This is a genomic window from Mesorhizobium sp. M0491 (assembly GCF_040321265.1).
Lineage (GTDB): Bacteria > Pseudomonadota > Alphaproteobacteria > Rhizobiales > Rhizobiaceae > Mesorhizobium.
Window position 1 is genome coordinate 42,605 of sequence record NZ_JAMYRE010000033.1, and the last position, 17,298, is coordinate 59,902.

20 protein-coding genes and 1 tRNA gene are annotated in these 17,298 nt (G+C 65.6%); 16 read left to right on the forward strand and 5 right to left on the reverse strand.

The features are described from left to right. The first annotated feature begins 2 nt into the window (after window positions 1–2). From NKI69_RS30560 to NKI69_RS30570, 3 genes are read left to right on the forward strand one after another with little or no spacing between them, the layout of a single operon-like run. Window positions 3–635 (forward strand): precorrin-8X methylmutase, encoded by a 633-nt coding sequence (locus tag NKI69_RS30560; RefSeq protein WP_352723154.1) that lies wholly within the window; start codon window positions 3–5, stop codon window positions 633–635. Beyond that, window positions 632–1,390, forward strand: coding sequence for a precorrin-2 C(20)-methyltransferase (locus NKI69_RS30565; protein WP_352723156.1), 759 nt, complete (start codon window positions 632–634; stop codon window positions 1,388–1,390). The genes NKI69_RS30560 and NKI69_RS30565 overlap by 4 nt, the downstream gene beginning before the upstream one ends. Further along, window positions 1,387–2,151: a precorrin-3B C(17)-methyltransferase gene (locus tag NKI69_RS30570; RefSeq protein ID WP_352723157.1), complete on the forward strand. Its 765-nt coding sequence runs from the start codon at window positions 1,387–1,389 to the stop codon at window positions 2,149–2,151. The genes NKI69_RS30565 and NKI69_RS30570 overlap by 4 nt, the downstream gene beginning before the upstream one ends. On the opposite strand, the gene NKI69_RS30575 is transcribed toward NKI69_RS30570, so the two are convergent. Then, a complete protein-coding gene (locus tag NKI69_RS30575; RefSeq protein ID WP_352723159.1) occupies window positions 2,115–2,876 on the reverse strand; it encodes a cobalt-precorrin-6A reductase in 762 nt (253 codons plus the stop codon). The two genes, NKI69_RS30570 and NKI69_RS30575, sit on opposite strands and share 37 nt — an antisense overlap. A gap of 1 nt (window position 2,877) precedes the next feature. On the opposite strand from NKI69_RS30575, the gene cbiE reads away from it, so the two are divergent. The 8 genes from cbiE (at window position 2,878) to NKI69_RS30615 (ending at window position 9,694) form a co-directional block, all read left to right on the forward strand. Next, window positions 2,878–4,107: a precorrin-6y C5,15-methyltransferase (decarboxylating) subunit CbiE gene (gene cbiE / locus NKI69_RS30580; protein WP_352723161.1), complete on the forward strand. Its 1,230-nt coding sequence runs from the start codon at window positions 2,878–2,880 to the stop codon at window positions 4,105–4,107. Continuing rightward, the gene (locus NKI69_RS30585) at window positions 4,104–4,490 is read left to right on the forward strand and encodes a cobalamin biosynthesis protein (RefSeq protein WP_352632471.1); all 387 of its coding nucleotides are present in this window, start codon (window positions 4,104–4,106) and stop codon (window positions 4,488–4,490) included. The genes cbiE and NKI69_RS30585 overlap by 4 nt, the downstream gene beginning before the upstream one ends. Beyond that, a complete protein-coding gene (gene cobM, locus NKI69_RS30590) occupies window positions 4,487–5,251 on the forward strand; it encodes a precorrin-4 C(11)-methyltransferase (protein ID WP_352723163.1) in 765 nt (254 codons plus the stop codon). Before NKI69_RS30585 ends, cobM begins: the two co-directional genes overlap by 4 nt. Next, window positions 5,248–6,066 carry a uroporphyrinogen-III C-methyltransferase gene (gene cobA, locus NKI69_RS30595; RefSeq protein ID WP_352439813.1) on the forward strand — a complete coding sequence of 273 codons (819 nt, stop codon included), beginning with the start codon at window positions 5,248–5,250 and terminating at the stop codon, window positions 6,064–6,066. Before cobM ends, cobA begins: the two co-directional genes overlap by 4 nt. Further along, window positions 6,063–7,376 carry a cobyrinic acid a,c-diamide synthase CobB gene (locus tag NKI69_RS30600; RefSeq protein ID WP_352723165.1) on the forward strand — a complete coding sequence of 438 codons (1,314 nt, stop codon included), beginning with the start codon at window positions 6,063–6,065 and terminating at the stop codon, window positions 7,374–7,376. The genes cobA and NKI69_RS30600 overlap by 4 nt, the downstream gene beginning before the upstream one ends. Before the next feature lie 3 nt (window positions 7,377–7,379). Further along, entirely contained in the window at window positions 7,380–8,156 is a 777-nt protein-coding gene (locus NKI69_RS30605) for an adenosylcobinamide-GDP ribazoletransferase (protein ID WP_352723166.1), read from the forward strand. 50 nt (window positions 8,157–8,206) lie between these two features. Beyond that, on the forward strand, window positions 8,207–9,217 hold the full coding sequence (cobT, locus tag NKI69_RS30610; protein ID WP_352723168.1) for a nicotinate-nucleotide--dimethylbenzimidazole phosphoribosyltransferase: 1,011 nt from the start codon (window positions 8,207–8,209) through the stop codon (window positions 9,215–9,217). Window positions 9,218–9,433: 216 nt separating this feature from the next. Continuing rightward, entirely contained in the window at window positions 9,434–9,694 is a 261-nt protein-coding gene (locus NKI69_RS30615) for a hypothetical protein (protein ID WP_352723170.1), read from the forward strand. 71 nt (window positions 9,695–9,765) lie between these two features. On the opposite strand, the gene NKI69_RS30620 is transcribed toward NKI69_RS30615, so the two are convergent. Both NKI69_RS30620 and NKI69_RS30625 read right to left on the reverse strand, forming a co-directional pair. Further along, a tRNA-Lys gene (locus tag NKI69_RS30620) sits at window positions 9,766–9,841 on the reverse strand. A 106-nt stretch (window positions 9,842–9,947) separates the two neighbouring features. After that, window positions 9,948–10,856, reverse strand: coding sequence for a PhzF family phenazine biosynthesis protein (locus tag NKI69_RS30625; protein ID WP_352723171.1), 909 nt, complete (start codon window positions 10,854–10,856; stop codon window positions 9,948–9,950). A gap of 101 nt (window positions 10,857–10,957) precedes the next feature. Between NKI69_RS30625 and NKI69_RS30630 the strand changes: the two genes are divergently transcribed. The 4 genes from NKI69_RS30630 (at window position 10,958) to NKI69_RS30645 (ending at window position 14,555) form a co-directional block, all read left to right on the forward strand. Next, window positions 10,958–12,250: an efflux RND transporter periplasmic adaptor subunit gene (locus tag NKI69_RS30630; RefSeq protein ID WP_352723172.1), complete on the forward strand. Its 1,293-nt coding sequence runs from the start codon at window positions 10,958–10,960 to the stop codon at window positions 12,248–12,250. A gap of 4 nt (window positions 12,251–12,254) precedes the next feature. Further along, window positions 12,255–12,968, forward strand: coding sequence for an ABC transporter ATP-binding protein (locus tag NKI69_RS30635; RefSeq protein WP_128304438.1), 714 nt, complete (start codon window positions 12,255–12,257; stop codon window positions 12,966–12,968). Continuing rightward, window positions 12,965–14,182: an ABC transporter permease gene (locus NKI69_RS30640; RefSeq protein ID WP_352723173.1), complete on the forward strand. Its 1,218-nt coding sequence runs from the start codon at window positions 12,965–12,967 to the stop codon at window positions 14,180–14,182. The genes NKI69_RS30635 and NKI69_RS30640 overlap by 4 nt, the downstream gene beginning before the upstream one ends. Window positions 14,183–14,312: 130 nt before the next feature. After that, complete coding sequence (locus tag NKI69_RS30645; RefSeq protein WP_352723174.1) at window positions 14,313–14,555, forward strand: hypothetical protein; 243 nt, start codon at window positions 14,313–14,315, stop codon at window positions 14,553–14,555. Here the strand turns inward: NKI69_RS30645 and NKI69_RS30650 are convergent. After that, entirely contained in the window at window positions 14,552–15,268 is a 717-nt protein-coding gene (locus tag NKI69_RS30650) for a hypothetical protein (protein WP_352723176.1), read from the reverse strand. The two genes, NKI69_RS30645 and NKI69_RS30650, sit on opposite strands and share 4 nt — an antisense overlap. A 23-nt stretch (window positions 15,269–15,291) precedes the next feature. Beyond that, a complete protein-coding gene (locus NKI69_RS30655; protein ID WP_352723177.1) occupies window positions 15,292–16,407 on the reverse strand; it encodes an endonuclease/exonuclease/phosphatase family protein in 1,116 nt (371 codons plus the stop codon). 188 nt (window positions 16,408–16,595) lie between these two features. Here NKI69_RS30655 and NKI69_RS30660 point away from each other — a divergent pair, with 188 nt between their 5' ends. Continuing rightward, complete coding sequence (locus tag NKI69_RS30660; protein WP_023812414.1) at window positions 16,596–17,159, forward strand: BA14K family protein; 564 nt, start codon at window positions 16,596–16,598, stop codon at window positions 17,157–17,159. Window positions 17,160–17,298 lie beyond the last annotated feature (139 nt).

The window sequence follows — 17,298 nt, forward strand, 5'->3', positions numbered from 1 at the left end:
GCATGGCCGCCTACGACTATATCCATGACGGCACGGCGATCTACGAGCGCTCCTTCGCCATCATCCGCGCCGAGGCCGATCTGTCGCGCTTCTCCGAAGCCGAGGCCGATGTCGCCATCCGCATGATCCATGCCTGCGGCCAGGTCGAAGCATCAAGTCATTTCGTCTTCTCCACCGATTTCGTTGCCGCCGCGCGCACCGCTTTGGCGGCTGGCGCGCCAATTTTCTGCGACGCGGAAATGGTCTCGCATGGCGTCACCCGCGCCAGGCTGCCGGCCGGCAACGAGGTGATCTGCACCTTGCGCGACCCGCGCACGCACGACATCGCCAGGGAGATCGGCAACACCCGTTCGGCCGCCGCGATCGACCTGTGGGGCGAGCGCATGGCCGGCTCGCTGGTCGCCATCGGCAATGCGCCGACCGCGCTCTTCTATCTCCTGGAAAAACTGCGCGACGGCGCGCCGAAGCCAGCGGCCATCATCGGCATGCCGGTCGGCTTCGTCGGCGCGGCCGAATCCAAGGATGCTTTGGCCGAGAATTCCTATGGCGTTCCCTACGCCATCGTGCGCGGCCGGCTCGGTGGCAGCGCCATGACCGCCGCCGCGCTCAATTCATTGGCGAGGCCGGGCCTGTGAACGCCTTTCTCAAAGGCCGTCTCATCGGCGTCGGCACCGGTCCCGGCGACCCCGAACTGCTGACGCTAAAAGCCGCGCGCGTCTTGGCGGAAGCCGATGTCGTGGCCTATTTCGCCAAGCGCGGCAACAACAGCAACGCGCGTGCCATTGTCGAAGCGCAGTTCCGGCCCGAAATGACGGAATTGCCGCTGCTCTATCCCGTCACCACCGAAATCGCTAGGGATCACGACGACTACCGCTCGCAGATCACGGCTTTCTACGAAGAGTCGGCCGAAAAGGTCGCCGAACACCTTCAGGCAGGCCGAATGGTTGCCGTGCTGTCGGAAGGCGACCCGCTTTTCTACGGCTCCTACATGCATCTGCATGTCCGGCTCGCCCATCGCTTCCCGACCGAGGTCATTCCCGGCGTCACCGCCATGTCCGGCTGCTGGTCGCAGACCGGTGTGCCGATCGTTCAGGGCGACGACGTGCTGACGGTGCTGCCCGGCACGATGAGCGAATTCGAGTTGACGCGCAGGCTGGCCGACACCGATGCCGCCGTCATCATGAAGGTCGGCCGCAACCTGCCCAAGATCAGACGAGCGCTGGAAGCTACGGCCAAACTGTCGCGCGCCGTCTATGTCGAGCGCGGCACCATGGCCGGCAGCGTCTCCATGAAGCTTGCCGACAAGCAGGATGACAAGGCGCCCTATTTCGCCATCGTGCTGGTCGCCGGCTGGTCCGGCCGGCCTGGCGTCTTGGGAGCGCAGGCATGAGCGGTCGTCTCACCGTCATCGGCCTTGGCCCCGGCAATGCCCATCAGGTCACCCCGGAAGCCAGCCGCGCCGTCGCCGAGGCCAAATTCTTTTACGGCTACAAACCCTATCTCGACCGGCTGGAGCTGCGCCCGGATCAGACCCGCGTCGCTTCCGACAATCGCGAGGAACTCGCCCGCTCCAAGGACGCCTTGATCAAAGCCGCCGAGGGCCACGACGTCGCGGTGGTTTCCGGTGGGGATCCCGGCGTGTTCGCCATGGCGGCGGCCGTCTGCGAGGCGATCGAGGCCGGCCCGGCCGAATGGCGCACGGTCGATATCGCCGTCGTGCCCGGCATCACCGCCATGCTGGCGGTTGCCGCCCGCATCGGCGCGCCCCTCGGCCATGATTTCTGCGCCATCTCGCTGTCCGACAATCTGAAGCCATGGGAGCTGATCGAACTGCGCCTGCTGGCGGCAGCCGGCGCCGGCTTCGTCATCGCGCTCTACAACCCGATCAGCAAGGCACGCCCCTGGCAGCTCGGTCGCGCCTTCGAATGCCTCACCGCGATCCTGCCAGGCACTACGCCAGTGATTTTCGGCCGCGCCGCCGGCCGCCCGGACGAGCGTATTGAGGTCTACCTGCTGGCAGACGTCGACGCGCAAAAGGCCGACATGGCGACCTGCATCATCATCGGCTCGCCGGAAACCCGCATCATCAAGCGCGCTGAGAAGCCGGCGCTGGTTTACACGCCGCGCTCGTCCACGGGGCGGACAAAATGATCGACCATCACGGTCAGCGCTTCAACGCTTTCAGCCGCGGGAACATCCGGCAAGGTTGGCCGTTGGATCATGACCACCTCGAGATCAAGCGCCCGCGCCGCGGCGATCTTGCCATAAGTCGCTTCGCCGCCGCTGTTCTTGGACACGACGACATCGATGCGTTGCTTTTCGAGCAGCGCGCGTTCCTCCGCCTCACGAAACGGGCCACGGGCCAGAAGATAGCTCGCATCCGGCACGGCAAGCTTGGGCTCGATCGCGTCGACGCTGCGGACGAGATAATGATGCTGGGGCGCAGCTTCGAAAGCGGCGACCTCTTGCCGGCCCAGCGCCAGGAAAACACGGCGCGGCGCCAGTCCAAGTGCTCGCGCGGCATCGCCGGATGTATTGACCTCAGTCCAGCGGTCGCCTTCGACAGGCTCCCAGCCGGGGCGTCGCAGCGCAAGGATCGGCACACCGGCCACGCGGGCGGCTTGCGCCGCATTGGCGGAGATCCGCGCTGCATAGGGATGCGTGGCGTCAATCAGCAAGTCGGTGCCCGTCTCTCGGAGATAGGTAGCAAGCCCGTCGGCGCCACCATAACCTCCGCTTCGCACCGGCACGCCCTGTTCGACAGGGCTTTCGGTGCGGCCGGCCAGCGACAGGGTGATCGAGGCACGCGCCGCCAGTTTTCCGGCCAGTTGCCGCGCTTCGGTGGTGCCGCCGAGGATCAGAATACGGTGGGTCATCATGCCTGCTGAGCGTCAATCGCGAGCCGCCTGGCTGACGGTCGTCGGTATCGGCGAGGACGGTTTAGCGGGTCTCGGCGACGAGGCCAAGCAGCGGATTGCCCAGGCTGAGATCATCTTCGGCGGCAAGCGGCACCTGGCGCTGGTCGCGTCCTTCGCCAAGGGTGATGCCCGCCCCTGGCCGGTTCCTTTCGACGCCGAGATGACTGATGTGCTGACGCTGGCCGGCAGGCGCGTCTGCGTGCTCGCCTCGGGCGATCCGTTCTTCCACGGCGTCGGCGCCACCCTCGCCCGCAAGGTCAAGCCACAGGAGATGCATGTCATCCCCGCCCCGTCAGCCGTTTCGCTTGCGGCCGCCCGGCTTGGTTGGGCGCTGCAGGACATCGAGACCGTCTCGCTGCACGGCTGGCCGCTCGACTTGATCCGGCCGCTGCTGCAGCCAGGCGCGCGCATTTTGGCACTGACCTCAGATGCAGAAGCCCCTGCGGCGATCGCCCGCCTGCTCACCGAACTCGACTTCGGCGCCTCGCGACTGACGATCCTGGAGGCGTTGGGTGGGCCAAGCGAGAACCACCGCTCGGTCCGCGCCGATGCCTTCGATCTCGAAAACATCAATCCGCTCAACGTGCTGGCGATCGAAGTTGAATCCGGTCCGGATGCGCGCGTCCTGCCGCTCACATCAGGGCTTGCCGATCATCTGTTCGAGCATGACGGCCAGATCACAAAGCGCGAAATCCGCGCCATCACCCTGTCGGCGCTGGCGCCGCGGCGCGGCGAATTGCTGTGGGACATCGGCGCCGGCTCCGGTTCTATCGGCATCGAATGGATGCTGGCCCACCCCTCGATGCGCACCATAGCCATCGAGACCGATCCGATCCGCGCCGCCCGCATTGGCCGCAACGCGGCCGCCTGCGGCGTTCCCGGCCTTGTCGTGGTGGAAGGCAGCGCCCCCAAGGCACTGGCCAGGCTGGACACGCCGGACGCGATCTTCATCGGCGGCGGCGGCAGCGATGCCGGTGTCTTGAACGCAGCCATCAAGGCGCTGCGCACTGGCGGCCGTCTTGTGGCCAATGCGGTGACGCTGGAGATGGAAGCCTTGCTTCTCGCCCGCCATGTCTCGCTTGGCGGCGATCTCACCCGCATCGCCATCTCTCGCGCGTCGCCGGTCGGCGCGATGCAGGCATGGCGGCCAGCCATGCCGGTCACGCAATGGAGCTGGGTGAAGCCATGATGGTCGCGGGCATAGGCTGCCGAAAGGGCGTGAGCGTCGAAGACGTGCTTGCCGCGATCGAAACCGCCCTCGAAGCCTACGGGCTGGCGATGACGGCCCTTTCGGCACTGGCGACTGCCGAGTTCAAGAAGAATGAAGAAGCGATCGCCGCCGCTAGCCGCGCGCTGAACCTTCCGGTCATCATCGTCGACGACGCGACACTTCAGGCCGCCTCGTCGGACACGCTCAGCCATTCCGAGCTCTCGCAAGAACTCGCCGGCACACCATCGGTTTCCGAAGCGTCCGCCCTTGCCGTCGCCGGCAAAGGCGCCAGACTGCTCGGGCCCCGCACGGTGCTCGGCCCGGTCACCTGCGCCATCGCCATCAGCGGAGATGCGCCATGACCGTCCACTTCATCGGCGCCGGTCCCGGTGCCGCCGATCTCATCACGCTGCGCGGCGCTCGGTTGCTGGCGAGCTGCCCGGTCTGCCTGCATGCTGGCTCGATCGTCGCGCCCGAATTGCTGCAGCACTGCGCGCCGGGGACAAAACTGATCGACACCGCGCCGATGTCGCTCGACGAGATCGAGGCCGAGTATGTCGCGGCCCATAAGGCCGGCCATGATGTCGCCCGTCTCCATTCCGGCGACCTGTCGGTGTGGAGCGCTGTTGCCGAGCAGATCCGCCGGCTGGAAAAGCACGGCATCCCTTATACGCTGACGCCCGGCGTCCCCTCTTTCGCCGCTGCCGCCGCCGCATTGCGCCGCGAGCTGACCATTCCCGAGGTCGCGCAAAGCCTGGTGCTGACCCGCATTTCCGGACGCGCCTCGAAAATGCCGCCCGGCGAAACGCTGGCCGGCTTCGGCCGCACCGGCGCCACGCTTGCCATTCATCTGGCCATCCACGCCATCGACCGCGTCGTCGCCGAACTGACCCCGCATTATGGCGGCGATTGCCCGGTGGCGGTCGTCTTCCGCGCCTCCTGGCCGGACGAGCGCGTGCTGACCGGCACGCTGGCGACCATCGAAGCGCAGCTCGCTGCCGACCCGATGGAGCGCACGGCGATCATCTTCGTCGGCCGCTCGCTGGCGGCGCAAGGTTTTGGCGAGAGTTCATTATACGACGCCCACTATCAGCGGCGTTTTCGCGGACGGGACGGATTGTGAGCGGCAGCACCAAAAACAACGGCGAAAACGCCACGCTCGAAAAAGCCTTGTCCCGGCTGAATTTCAAGCCGCGCCGGCTGGAATCGGGTCACGTCTGGCTGGCCGGCGCCGGCCCCGGCGACCCCGGCTGCCTGACGCTCGAAGTGTTGGCGGCACTGGCCGACGCGGATGCGTTGGTCTACGACGCGCTGGTCTCATCAGATGTCGTCGCCGTCGCCGAAAATGCCGAGCTTTTCTTTGCCGGCAAGCGCGGCGGCAAACCGTCGATGAAACAGGACGACATCACCGCCCTTTTGGTCCGGCTGGCGCGCGACGGCCGCCGCGTCGTCAGGTTGAAGGGCGGCGATCCCTATATTTTTGGCCGTGGCGGCGAAGAAGCCTTGGCGCTGGCGCGCGAAAATATCCCGTTCCGCGTCCTGCCCGGCCTGACCTCGGGCCTCAGCGCGCTGGCCGCGACCGGCATTCCCGCCACCATGCGCGGCATCAACAAGGCGGTGATCCTGGCCACCGGCCACGCCGCCGGCACCGATGACGATCTCGATTGGGCGGCGATCGCCCGCACCGGCCAGCCTGTCGTCGTCTATATGGGCATGGCCAACCTGCCTTTGATCGCGGCGGCACTGCTCGACGGCGGGCTGGCGCCTTCGACACCGGCGGCAGTGATCGTCGCCGCGACGACGCCGCAGGAACGAACCGTCGTCGCAACGCTCGCCACCATTGCCGAGAAAGCCGCAGCCGCCGGTCTCGCCTCGCCGGCGCTGATCGTCGTTGGCGGCATCGTCGCCATGCGCGCGGCCCTTGCGGGGCAAGCATGACGGCCCGCGCCATCATCATCGGCGCGCCGCGCTCCGGCTCCGGCAAGACCAGTGTCACCATCGGCATTTTACGCGCGCTCACCCGGCGCGGGTTGAAAGTGCGCGGCGCCAAATCCGGCCCCGACTATATCGACCCTGGCTTCCACACCGCCGCCACGGGACTGTCCGGCGTCAATCTCGACAGCTGGGCGATGCCGCCATCGCTGCTCAATGCGCTCGCCGCGCAAGCGGCCGACGATACCGACTTCGTCATCCTCGAAAGCGCCATGGGCCTGTTCGACGGCATTCCGGCAGCTCAAGGCCGCACTGGTTCGGCCGCCGATCTTGCGCGGCTCTACGGCTTGCCGGTGCTGCTGGTGCTCGATGTGTCCGGCCAGTCGACCACGGCGGCCGCCGTCGCCAAGGGTTTCGCCACCTACGATCCGGATGTCCGCATGGCCGGCGTCGTGCTCAACCGGCTGGGCAGCGAGCGTCACCGCCGGCTGTCGGGCGACGCCATCGAGGCGATCGGCCTGCCGGTCGTCGGCGCCATCCTGCGCGACCCCACGCTCAACTTGCCCGAGCGCCATCTCGGCCTCGTCCAGGCCGGCGAATATGACGACCTGATGGCGCATCTCGACCGGCTGGCCGACATGGCGGAAAAGTCGCTCGATCTCGACGCGATCATGGCCCTGGCGACACCTTTCACCCCGGCGCTTGGCGGCTTCGACGACGCGCTCGCACCACCCGGTCAGCGGATCGCGCTGGCCGGGGATGCCGCCTTCACCTTCCTCTATCCACATGTCGCCGCCTACTGGCGCAAGGCGGGTGCCGAAATCGTCCCGTTCTCGCCGCTCGCCAACGAAGCGCCCGACGAGACCTGCGATGTTTGCTGGCTGCCCGGCGGCTATCCCGAGCTTCACGCCGGCCGCCTCGCCGCCGCCGCGACTTTCCGCGCCGGGATGACCCGTTTCGCCGCGACAAAGCCCATCCATGGCGAGTGCGGTGGCTTCATGGTGCTGGGCGGAGCGCTGGAGGACGCGTCAGGCGAAACGCATGCGATGCTCGGCCTGCTCGGCCATTCCACCAGCTTCGCCAAACGCAAGATGAATCTCGGTTATCGCGAGGCTCGGTTGCGCGCCGATTGCCCGCTGGGCTCACAAGGCGCGCTGATCCGAGGCCACGAATTCCACTATGCGCAGATGACGGCCACCGGCAATGACGAGCCGCTGGCCGACCTCGCCGACGGGCAGGGCAACCCGATCGGCGCCTCGGGCTACCGGCGCGGCCATGTCAGCGGCACCTTCTTCCATGCCATTGCGAGGGGCTAGAGCATGAAGTTCAGGAATCTGGCCCTTTCACCGCGGCAGGTCGTCGACGACATCGCGCTTTGCCTGGTCTTCTTCACAAGGCTGCCGCTGCCCGTTTTCGATTTTCGCGGCCGCAGCCTTGCCGCCGCGATCTGGGCAGCCCCCATTGCCGGACTTGTCGTCGGCCTGATCGGCGCCATCGTCTTCGCCACGGCGGAACGGTTTGGCCTGGCCATGGGGCCGGCGGCCGCACTTGCGCTTGTGGCAACCGTGCTCACCACCGGCTGCCTGCATGAGGACGGGCTATCCGACGTCGCCGACGGCTTTGGCGGCGGCAAATCACGCGGCAAAAAACTCGAGATCATGCGCGACAGCCGCATCGGCGCCTACGGTGCCATGGCACTGGGCCTGTCGCTGCTGATCCGCTGGAGCGCGCTTTCGGAATTCATCGATCCCACACAGGCGCTGTTCGCCCTCCTGGCCGCACACGCGGCCTCGCGCGGCCTGCTCGGGGCCTTCATGCATCTCTTGCCCCCAGCGCGGATCGACGGCCTGTCGGCCGATGCTGGCACCGTTTCGCTGGAAGTCGCCATCGCCGGCGCCGTGCTCGGTGCGATCCCGCTGCTCCTGCTTGGGCTCGGCGGCGCTGTCTTCGCGCTCATCCTGCTTGGCCTGCTGTTTGCCGCGTTCCGCGCGCTTTGCCTCAACCAGATCGATGGCCAGACGGGCGACACGATCGGCGCCTTGCAGCAGGCGAGCGAAATCGCGGTGCTGCTGGTCGCTTCCGTAGCCCTTTCCTGATCCCTTGGCCTGATCCCTTGGCCTGATTCCTTTTCGGAGACTTTGCCCCCATGCCCTTCAAATCGCTTAGTGAATTGCGCGCCGCCTGCCTCGACCTGCCGGCCGGCAGCGACACTGCCGCCAATGCGGTTGCGCGCCGCCAGGACACGCTGACCAAGCCGCAAGGCAGCCTTGGCCGGCTGGAGACCATCGCGGCATGGCTGGCGCGCTGGCAGGGCCGCGACATGCCAAAACTCGACCGCGTCAAGGTTTTCGTCTTCGCCGGCAACCATGGCGTCACCGCGCAAGGCGTTTCGGCCTATCCTTCGGAGGTCACCGTGCAGATGGTGGCGAATTTCGCCGGCGGCGGTGCCGCCATCAACCAGCTTGCCCGCATGGCCGGCGCCGAACTCGACGTCATTCCGCTCGATCTCGACCATCCCACCGGCGATTTCACCCAAGTGCCGGCGATGGACGAGAAGTCGTTCCTCGCCGCCGTGTCGGCCGGCTACGACGCGGTGACAAAAGACCTCGACCTCGTCTGCTTCGGCGAAATGGGCATCGGCAACACCACGCCTGCAGCCGCCATTTCAGCCGCCTTGTTCGGCGGCGGTGCTGAAAAATGGACCGGGCGCGGCACCGGTGTCGACGACGCCGGCCTCAAGCGCAAGGTGGTCGCCATCGAAGCCGGCCTGAAGCGCCACGCCGCCACCCTCGGCGACCCGCTTGCTATCGCTGCCGCGCTCGGCGGCCGCGAACTCGCCGCCATCTTCGGCGCGACGCTGGCGGCCCGCCATCTGGGCATCCCCGTACTGCTCGACGGTTTCGTCTGCACCGCAGCGGCAGCCCCGCTGGCCAAACTGCACCCGACCGGCCTCGCCCACACCATCGCCGCGCACGTTTCGGCCGAATCGGGCCATCGCGGCCTGCTCGAAGCCCTCGGCCTGCCGCCCCTGCTCGATCTCGGCATGCGGCTTGGCGAAGGCTCCGGCGCCTGCCTCGCCGTCAACATCGTCCGCTCGGCGCTGGAGTGCCATGCCCGCATGGCGAGTTTTGCCGAGGCTGGCGTTTCGGAGAAATAAATCCGTCAAACTTTCAACGTGATTGAGCCAAAACAATAACGCCGTTTTGATTGTTCCATGAGACGAGAAAAAGTTCATGGAGTATTTGAGACGACAATTGTCGCCGCGCTGCTTTGCAGCACTGCTGCGCCGGCATTTTCTCAGGTCCTTGACGAGACAGGCCGGCCGCGGCGACCTGGCGACGACGGCCTTGTCAAGGTGCAGTCCAGCATCACTATGAGCATTCCGGTCAAGGACGGTGAAGACATCGCGGTGCAGCAAGAGGCCGGGCTTCGTTCCTTCTACACGCTCGCGGCCGGCAGTTGCGCCATGGTGCTCGAAACCATCGGCGACAGCTGCGAGGTGACCAACGTCACCACCAATGTCAACGCCAGGGATCGCAGCATGGGCGCCGCCGCCGGATCGCAGATCACCGTGACCGGCCAGATCGCCATGAAGGTTAAGTTCAAGGCCAGTCTCGGCAAGCCCGCGCCGTGATCAGCGCCAGGCCCGAGACGCGCCAAACGCGTCTCGCTTTCAGGGTCTTTCCACCAACTCTTCTAGGAATTTGGTGGGTGCGCACAGGATTGAACTGTGGACCCGCTGATTAAGAGTCAGCTGCTCTACCAACTGAGCTACGCACCCACTCGGCCGGCAAAAACCGGCGTTGGCGGGCATATAGCCGCCACCACCGGTCCTGTCCAGCCCTGCCGGAATCATTTCCCGACAAATCGACCGAGCATGCGTTCGATCAGACGAACAGTCTGCCCTCCGCAACCTTCACCGCATTGCCGCCAATGCGCGCCGAGGCCAGTTTTCCGCCTTGCACGGTCAGTTCGAGGCGGATGCGCGATGGCCGGCCCATCTCCAGCCCCTGCTCGATCCACAGCTGCGAAATGCCATCGGTCGGCGCGTCGAAATGCATGATGGCGCCGGCAAAAGCCGCTGCCGCCGAGCCGGTCGCCGGATCCTCGTAGGAAGGCGTGCCGGGCACGATCATGCGCACATGGAAGGCGCTTTCGTGGTTCACCGTCTCGCGGCAATAGACATAGGGGCTGGCGAAGGCCCACTCGCTCTTGCGCGGCGCCAGTTCCGACCAGGCCTGGTTGTCCAGCCGGATACGGCCCGCCGCCTCGAGATTGGCAACTGGAATGGTGACATAGGGCACGCCCGCCGACCAGAACGAGACGCGGTGATTCTCGAAGCCGATTTCGTGCGGCGTGAGCCCAAGCGCCGCACCGATCGCCTCCGGATTGGCATCGAGCTCCAGCGGCTCCGGCAGCTTTGCCAGGTCGAACTCGGCGAAAGTGTTGCCGTCGTGCTTGCTGACGGCGCAACGCACCGGGCCGATGTTTTCCTCCAGCACGAAGATGCCGGCGCCGCCCTCTTCCGCCAGTTCGGCCAGCGCGATCGCGGCGCCCACGGTCGGGTGGCCGGCGAATGGCATTTCATAGTCGGGGGTGAAGATGCGAATGCGGTTTCTGTGCTTGGGATTGTCCGGCGGCAGCACGAAAACCGACTCGGACAGGTTGAATTCGCGCGCGATGGCCTGCATCGCCGCCGTGTCCAATCCCTCGCTGTCCAGCACGACGGCCAAAGGATTGCCGGCCAGTCGCTCGGTCGTAAACACATCGTAAAGCAAGTAATTCCGAGTTTTCATTCCTGCCTCAATCCCAACATGGGCGAAATTTAATTTGATATTCGAACCAGTAAGCCTGATCTGTGCACAGATAGGGACATTGCGCGTTATAGGGGTCCAGCGTGGACCAGATTGTCAATCTGCCAAAGACGGAATCGGATTCCGCCATCGAGACGGCGCTCGGGCTCGACATGACGGGTCGGCGCAAGTCGCGCCGGCGCGGCTGGCTCTATGCGCTGCTGGCGCTGATCGTGCTCGCCGCCGCGCTCGGCGTCTATCAGTGGTATGCCGGCTCGCCGGCCAGAATCGATTACACCACCGTGCCTGCCGCCAAGGCTGATCTCACCGTCGCGGTATCGGCGACCGGCACGCTGCAGCCGCTCACCCAGGTCGACATTTCAAGCGAACTGTCCGGCATCATCCGCTCGGTCTCGGCCGAGGAGAACCAGCAGGTCAAGAAGGGTGACGTGCTGGCGACACTCGACACGGTGAAACTCGAGGTCCAGATCGAGCGCGCCGAAGCTTCGGCCAAGGCCGCCGCCGCCAATGTCGAGGACGCCACGGTTACGCTGGCCGAAAACGAGAAGGCGCTGGTGCGCGCAGCAGCGCTGACCAAGCGCGGCATGGCGACCGACCAGTCGCTTGAAGCAGCAACCGCCACGCGCGACCGTTCCAAGGCAGCGCTGGACAGTGCGCAGGCCAACCTCGCCATCGCCCAGGCCGACCTCAAGGCGCAGCAGACCGACCTTGCCAAGAGCACCATCTATGCGCCGATCGACGGCATCGTGCTGACGCGATCGGTCGATCCCGGCCAGACGGTTGCCTCCTCGCTCCAGGCGCCGGTGCTGTTCATCATCGCCGCCGATCTCAGGAACATGGAACTGGTGGCGGCGGTCGACGAAGCCGACATCGGCGCGGTCAAATCCGGCCAGCATGCCCGCTTCACAGTCGATGCCTTCCCCGAGCGGCCGTTCGATGCCGAGATCCGCGACATCTCCTATGCCTCCGTCACCACCGACGGCGTCGTCACCTACAATGCGCGGCTCGAGGTCGACAACAACGAGCTGTTGCTGCGGCCCGGCATGACCGCCACCGTTTCGGTCGTCACCAAACAGGCCAAGGGCGTGCTCACCGTGCCGGCCACCGCCTTCCGCTATCGTCCGGCGCAGCAGGCCGCCCGCGGCTGGAGCCTGAGCGACCTGTTCACCGGCCGCATGGGGCGCCCCGGCGGCAACCGCCAGCGCCAGGCCGCCACAGTGCCCACCGACGGCTCGCGCACGCTCTACGTGCTGGAGAATGGGCGTCCGCACCCGGTCAACGTCAAGATCGGCTCCACCGACGGCGAACTGACCGAGATCATTTCGGGCCTGGACGAAGGCGCTCAAATCATCACCGCGTCGCAGCAGCGGAGCTGATGCCGTGGCTGCGGGCGCGACCCTCATCACCTTCGACAAGGTCTGGAAGAGCTACGGCCAGGGCGAGGCCAAGGTGCATGCGCTGGCCGGCGTCGATCTTGCCATCCGGCGTGGCGAATTCGTCGCCATCATGGGTCCGTCCGGCTCCGGCAAGTCGACGGCGATGAACGTCATCGGCTGCCTCGACACGCCGACGGCCGGAACCTATTCCTTCATGGGCATCGACGCCGGCCGCCTCGACCGTAACCGCCGCGCCATGCTGCGCAACCTTTATGTCGGCTTCGTCTTCCAGGGCTACAATCTGCTGGCCCGCACCACGGCGGCCGAAAATGTCGAACTGCCGCTGATCTATCGCGGTGTTGCCGCGCGAGAGCGCCGAGACCTTGCCATGCAGGCCCTGGCGGAGGTCGGCCTTGTCGGCCGCGAGCACCACACGCCGGCCGAACTGTCCGGCGGCCAGCAGCAGCGCGTGGCGATCGCGCGCGCCATCGTCACCCGCCCGACACTCCTCGTCGCCGACGAGCCGACCGGCAATCTCGACACCGCCCGCACGCACGAGATCATGGAACTGCTCACCCGGCTCAACACCGAGCTCGGCCTGACCATCGCCATGGTCACGCATGAGGCCGACGTCGCCGACTATGCCGAACGCACCATCCGCTTCCTCGACGGCCACGTCGCTTCGGATTCCAGGAAGCTGGAGATCGCACAGCCATGATCTGGGAAACCGTCCGCCTCTCGCTGCGCTCGATCCGCCGCAACGTGCTGCGCTCGTTCCTGACCTTGCTCGGCATCGTCATCGGCGTTGCCGCCGTTATCGCCATGCTCACCATCGGCTCCGGCACCACGCAAAAGGTCAAGGCCGACATCTCCAAGCTCGGCAGCAATCTGCTGGTGGTCCGCTCCGGCCGCCCGGCCGGCCCCGGCGGACCGGGCGGGCTGGACCAGGTGGTGCGTCCGCTGGCCGAAAAGGATCTGACGGCGCTGGTGGCGCATCTAACTGGCGCCCGCGCGATTTCACCGGCCTCGCAAAAGCAGGTTCGGGTCATCTTCGGCACCGAGAGCCTGACCTCGGGCGTCACCGGCACCGACAGCGCCTATCTCGATGCGCGCGACTGGAAGCTGGTGTCGGGCCGCCCGTTCAGCGATTCCGAAACCCGCTCGGGCACCGGCGTGTGCCTGATCGGCGAAACGGTGCGCCAGCAGTTCTTCGGCGCCGGCGATCCGGAGGGCGAGATCATCCGCGTCAACCGCACCTCCTGCAAGATCATCGGCCTGCTCGAGCCCAAGGGCTATACCGGCTTCGGCCAGGACCAGGACAATGTCGTGCTGATGCCGCTGCACGCCTACCAGCGCCGCATCGCCGGCAACCGCGACATCGACAACATATACATCGCCGCCGACGACCGTACGCCGACCAGCGAGTTGCAGCCGCGCGTCGAGGACATTTTGCGCGATGCACGCCGCCTCACACCTGACCGCGAGAGCGATTTCGCTATCCGCGACATGACCCAGATCGCCGACGCCATGGCCAGCGCCACCACCACCATGACCGGCATGCTGGGCGCCGTCGCCGGCGTCAGCCTGCTGGTCGGCGGCATCGGCATCATGAACATCATGCTGGTGTCGGTCACCGAACGCACACGCGAGATCGGCATCAGGCTCGCCATCGGCGCGCATGAAAAGCACATCCTCATCCAGTTCCTGGTCGAGGCGACGGTGCTGTCGCTGCTCGGCGGCATCATCGGCATCCTGCTCGGCCTGGCACTGGCCGGCCTCGCCGCGGTGACGCTGACCATCCCGTTCGCGCCAAGCCCGGCGGTCATCCTGCTCGCCGTCGGTTTCTCGGCGCTGATCGGCATGGTGTTCGGCTTCTTCCCGGCATTGCGCGGCGCCAGGCTCGACCCGATCGACGCGCTTAGGCACGAGTAGGCAACCCGGTCGGAAGCGCGCCATTGCTCCGACCGGTTTTGCACGGTCTTCGGCGTTCCAGCCTGCCCCGCCACTGTCCCCGCTCCGTTCGCGATGGTAGGGCAATTCACCTTGGGCGGAGGAATGGCGGATGAGCAAGAAGGCGCGATTGATCCTGGCGATGGTCATCATCGAGGCGGCTCTTGCAGGCATCTGGTGGTATCTCGCCCGCTACGGCATGGCCAATCCCGACCGCGTCACATCGGATTTCCAGGCAGTCGTCGGCCAGACGATGGGAATGGCGATGGGCGGCTTGCTGGGCATCGGCTTCATCCTGTTCCTCGTCGCTGCCCACAACGATCGCAAGGCGGCACAGGACAAAACGCGCCCTTAATCCCTGTTTGCGAAATGCCACTCGATCAGCGGCTTCATGTGCGGCGAGAGCCCATCCGGCAGGTCGGCCGCATGGCGGATGATCACCGGCCCCTGGATCTCCGGCTCGGTCTCGGTGGCGACGAAGGCTGAGATGCGCCTGGCGATCTCGTCTGCGGGCGCCGTCTCGTGATAGCGGCGGAAGATCACCGTGCCGCTGCTGGTCGACATGGCGTGGTATCGCTTGCCGCGTTCAGCACCTGACAGGTCGAGCCCAGTTTCCTCGCGCACCTCACGCATCATGTTGAAATCGACATCGACCAGCCCATCGCGAAAATCGACCGGCTCGAACGAGCCGGCAGCGAAATAGACGCGGCCGGCATTGACTGTGTGAGGACCCATGCGGATCGCCACCAGCGCATTGTCGCCGGCCACCAGCATGGCATGGGCATAGGCATGCTCGGCGCCCGAATTCTCGCGCCGCTTCCGCCACAGCATGAACGTCGAGTAATTGACCGCATGGCAGCGGCCGACGAGACGGCTGTCGCGGTAGGCAAGTTGCGACAGCAGCACCACCATGCCGTCGAACAGCGCCGGATTGGCGGCGATTTCGTGCTGCCAGTTCTCGGCGATCGCCTCTGCATTGTCCCTTGCGAAAGGGTGCGGACCGGGATCGAGCCGGACGTCGATGTCGTCGACCGGCAGGATGACGTTGCGCGGCAGGTCGAAACTCATACCGTATCAGGCCCCAATACTGCTTACCGGACAATGTCCAGCGTGATCGCCACCGGGCAATGATCCGATGCCTTCGGCCGGTCCCAGCCGGCGCGCGGAAACCGCTCGACCTCCTGGCCGGGCGGAAAAATGGTGCGCCAGGGCTGGCCGTTGCGGATAATGTCGGGAACGGCCGTTGCGTTGCTGGCGGCGAGCCCCTTCGACAACAGAATGTAGTCGAGTTGGCACAGATGCCGCTCTTCGGGTCCTCGCGTGTGGTAGAAACTCCAGCGGTTCATCTCCGGCCGCCGCTCGACGACATTTTCGCAAAAGCCGCCTGCCGTCAGCACGTTGATGCAGGACAGGGCTTCGTCGACCACCTCGAAGCGATAACCGTCGATCGCATCGCCTGCTACCTTCACGCGCTGGCGATAGTCATTCATGTCGCCGCAGATCGCCCAATTCTTGTCGGCGGCATAGTCCTTGCCGAAGCGCTCCTCGATGATGCGGCGCACGGCCTGCGCCTCCGCGATGCGCACCGGCATCGTCGCCTCGCGCCCGTCGAGCCCGTTGCGCGGCGAGCCCATCGACTTGAAATGCACGAGATAGAGCGTCAGCGGCACGCCGCCCACGGTGACGTCGATCTCCAGGCAGTCGCGCCGGAAAATGCGCTCATTGGCCTGATTGCCCAGTGCCTCGAGTTCCGGCGTGTGCAGCCCGAACTGCTCGTAGGTGACATAGGCGTGGCTGGTCATGCGCACGAATTCGATCGGCTGGCCCTGCGCGGTCTCGTTGCGCATCATTACGGCAACGTCGATACCGCGCGAATCATTGCCCGCTGTGGTGTATTTCTGCCGGTAGCCCTGCCCCACCATCTTGAACAAATAGCCGTATTCGAAGGCCTTCAGCGCTTCGATGTTGTCGACCTCCTGCATGCAGATGATGTCGGCCCGGGTGGCAGCGATCGCCAGCGCCGTCAGCTGGCGCGTGTCGTCGGACTGGGCGATGGCGCGGGCCTGCTCCAGGATCCTGTATTCCGCTTCGCTCTGGATATCGAACAGCGCCAGCGTTCGATCCTCGTTGAGCTGGTTGCGATAGCCGGAAAAATCGAACCTGTTCATCAGGTTCTCGACATTGAAGGTGGCAAGGCGCAGCGACATGCCATGACCTTTGCCCGCAAGTGCTTGGGAAAACAAGCTCGCAAAACCACCATCTGAGATCGATTGGTCCTGGGCGCGTTCGCGTCATGGTTGACGGAACCTTTCCGTTCATCCGCCGTTCAGATGCAAACATCCATTGTTGCCCATTCCTCGGGTGGGCGTGGGGCCTGTAACTCTTGGAGAGTGCAATGAGTTCGCTCTTTTCTTCCACGGTCAAATCGGGGCTGATAGCCCTCGGTATCCTGTCCGGCGTCACGGCACCGTCCGCCGCCGGACCGATCATGCAGCCGGATCTGTCGATACCAACCAGCACGGCGGCGCCGAATGTCACGCCGGTTCGCGACAGTTGGGCCGGCGGCAACAACCGTCAGTTCAACAACGACGATTGGAGATGGCGCCGGTCGGGCAATTGGGACGGCGGCCGTCGACACTGGCAGGGCGGCGGCGGTAACTGGAATGGTGGAGACAACTGGCGTTGGCGCCATGGTCGCCATCACTATCGCGGCGGCCGTTACTACGATGATGGCGCGAGTGCCGCGATCCTGGGCCTTGGCCTGGGGCTTGGCCTCGGCAGCATGTACAACAATTACGACTACTATGACCGGCCGGCGCCGCGCCGCTACTACCGCGCGGGACGGCTTTCGAGCGCCCATGTCCAATGGTGCTACAACCGCTACCGGTCGTACCGGGCCTACGACAACACCTTCCAGCCCTACAACGGCCCGCGCCAGCAGTGCTACTCACCCTATTGAGCTGACCTGTAGCTGAGCCGACCGACAGAATGAAAAAACGGCGCCACTTGGCGCTAATGCAGTTCACTTAAGTTGGGCTGGATGAGGATCTGGTAAGACCTATCGAACAGGATGGAGATTCGTTTCCATCCTGTTCGTG

Excerpts from the sequence above, each read along its gene's own strand:
- NKI69_RS30640 (WP_352723173.1), top strand. The coding sequence starts at position 12,965 with ATGATCTGGGAAACCGTCCGCCTCTCGCTGCGCTCGATCCGCCGCAAC.
- NKI69_RS30575 (WP_352723159.1), bottom strand. The coding sequence starts at position 2,876 with ATGACCCACCGTATTCTGATCCTCGGCGGCACCACCGAAGCGCGGCAA.
- NKI69_RS30655 (WP_352723177.1), bottom strand. The coding sequence starts at position 16,407 with ATGTCGCTGCGCCTTGCCACCTTCAATGTCGAGAACCTGATGAACAGG.
- NKI69_RS30615 (WP_352723170.1), top strand. The coding sequence starts at position 9,434 with ATGAGCATTCCGGTCAAGGACGGTGAAGACATCGCGGTGCAGCAAGAG.
- NKI69_RS30560 (WP_352723154.1), top strand. The coding sequence starts at position 3 with ATGGCCGCCTACGACTATATCCATGACGGCACGGCGATCTACGAGCGC.
- cbiE (WP_352723161.1), top strand. The coding sequence starts at position 2,878 with ATGCCTGCTGAGCGTCAATCGCGAGCCGCCTGGCTGACGGTCGTCGGT.
- NKI69_RS30650 (WP_352723176.1), bottom strand. The coding sequence starts at position 15,268 with ATGAGTTTCGACCTGCCGCGCAACGTCATCCTGCCGGTCGACGACATC.
- cobT (WP_352723168.1), top strand. The coding sequence starts at position 8,207 with ATGCCCTTCAAATCGCTTAGTGAATTGCGCGCCGCCTGCCTCGACCTG.
- cobM (WP_352723163.1), top strand. The coding sequence starts at position 4,487 with ATGACCGTCCACTTCATCGGCGCCGGTCCCGGTGCCGCCGATCTCATC.
- NKI69_RS30600 (WP_352723165.1), top strand. The coding sequence starts at position 6,063 with ATGACGGCCCGCGCCATCATCATCGGCGCGCCGCGCTCCGGCTCCGGC.
- NKI69_RS30570 (WP_352723157.1), top strand. The coding sequence starts at position 1,387 with ATGAGCGGTCGTCTCACCGTCATCGGCCTTGGCCCCGGCAATGCCCAT.
- NKI69_RS30660 (WP_023812414.1), top strand. The coding sequence starts at position 16,596 with ATGAGTTCGCTCTTTTCTTCCACGGTCAAATCGGGGCTGATAGCCCTC.
- NKI69_RS30625 (WP_352723171.1), bottom strand. The coding sequence starts at position 10,856 with ATGAAAACTCGGAATTACTTGCTTTACGATGTGTTTACGACCGAGCGA.
- NKI69_RS30585 (WP_352632471.1), top strand. The coding sequence starts at position 4,104 with ATGATGGTCGCGGGCATAGGCTGCCGAAAGGGCGTGAGCGTCGAAGAC.
- NKI69_RS30645 (WP_352723174.1), top strand. The coding sequence starts at position 14,313 with ATGAGCAAGAAGGCGCGATTGATCCTGGCGATGGTCATCATCGAGGCG.
- NKI69_RS30605 (WP_352723166.1), top strand. The coding sequence starts at position 7,380 with ATGAAGTTCAGGAATCTGGCCCTTTCACCGCGGCAGGTCGTCGACGAC.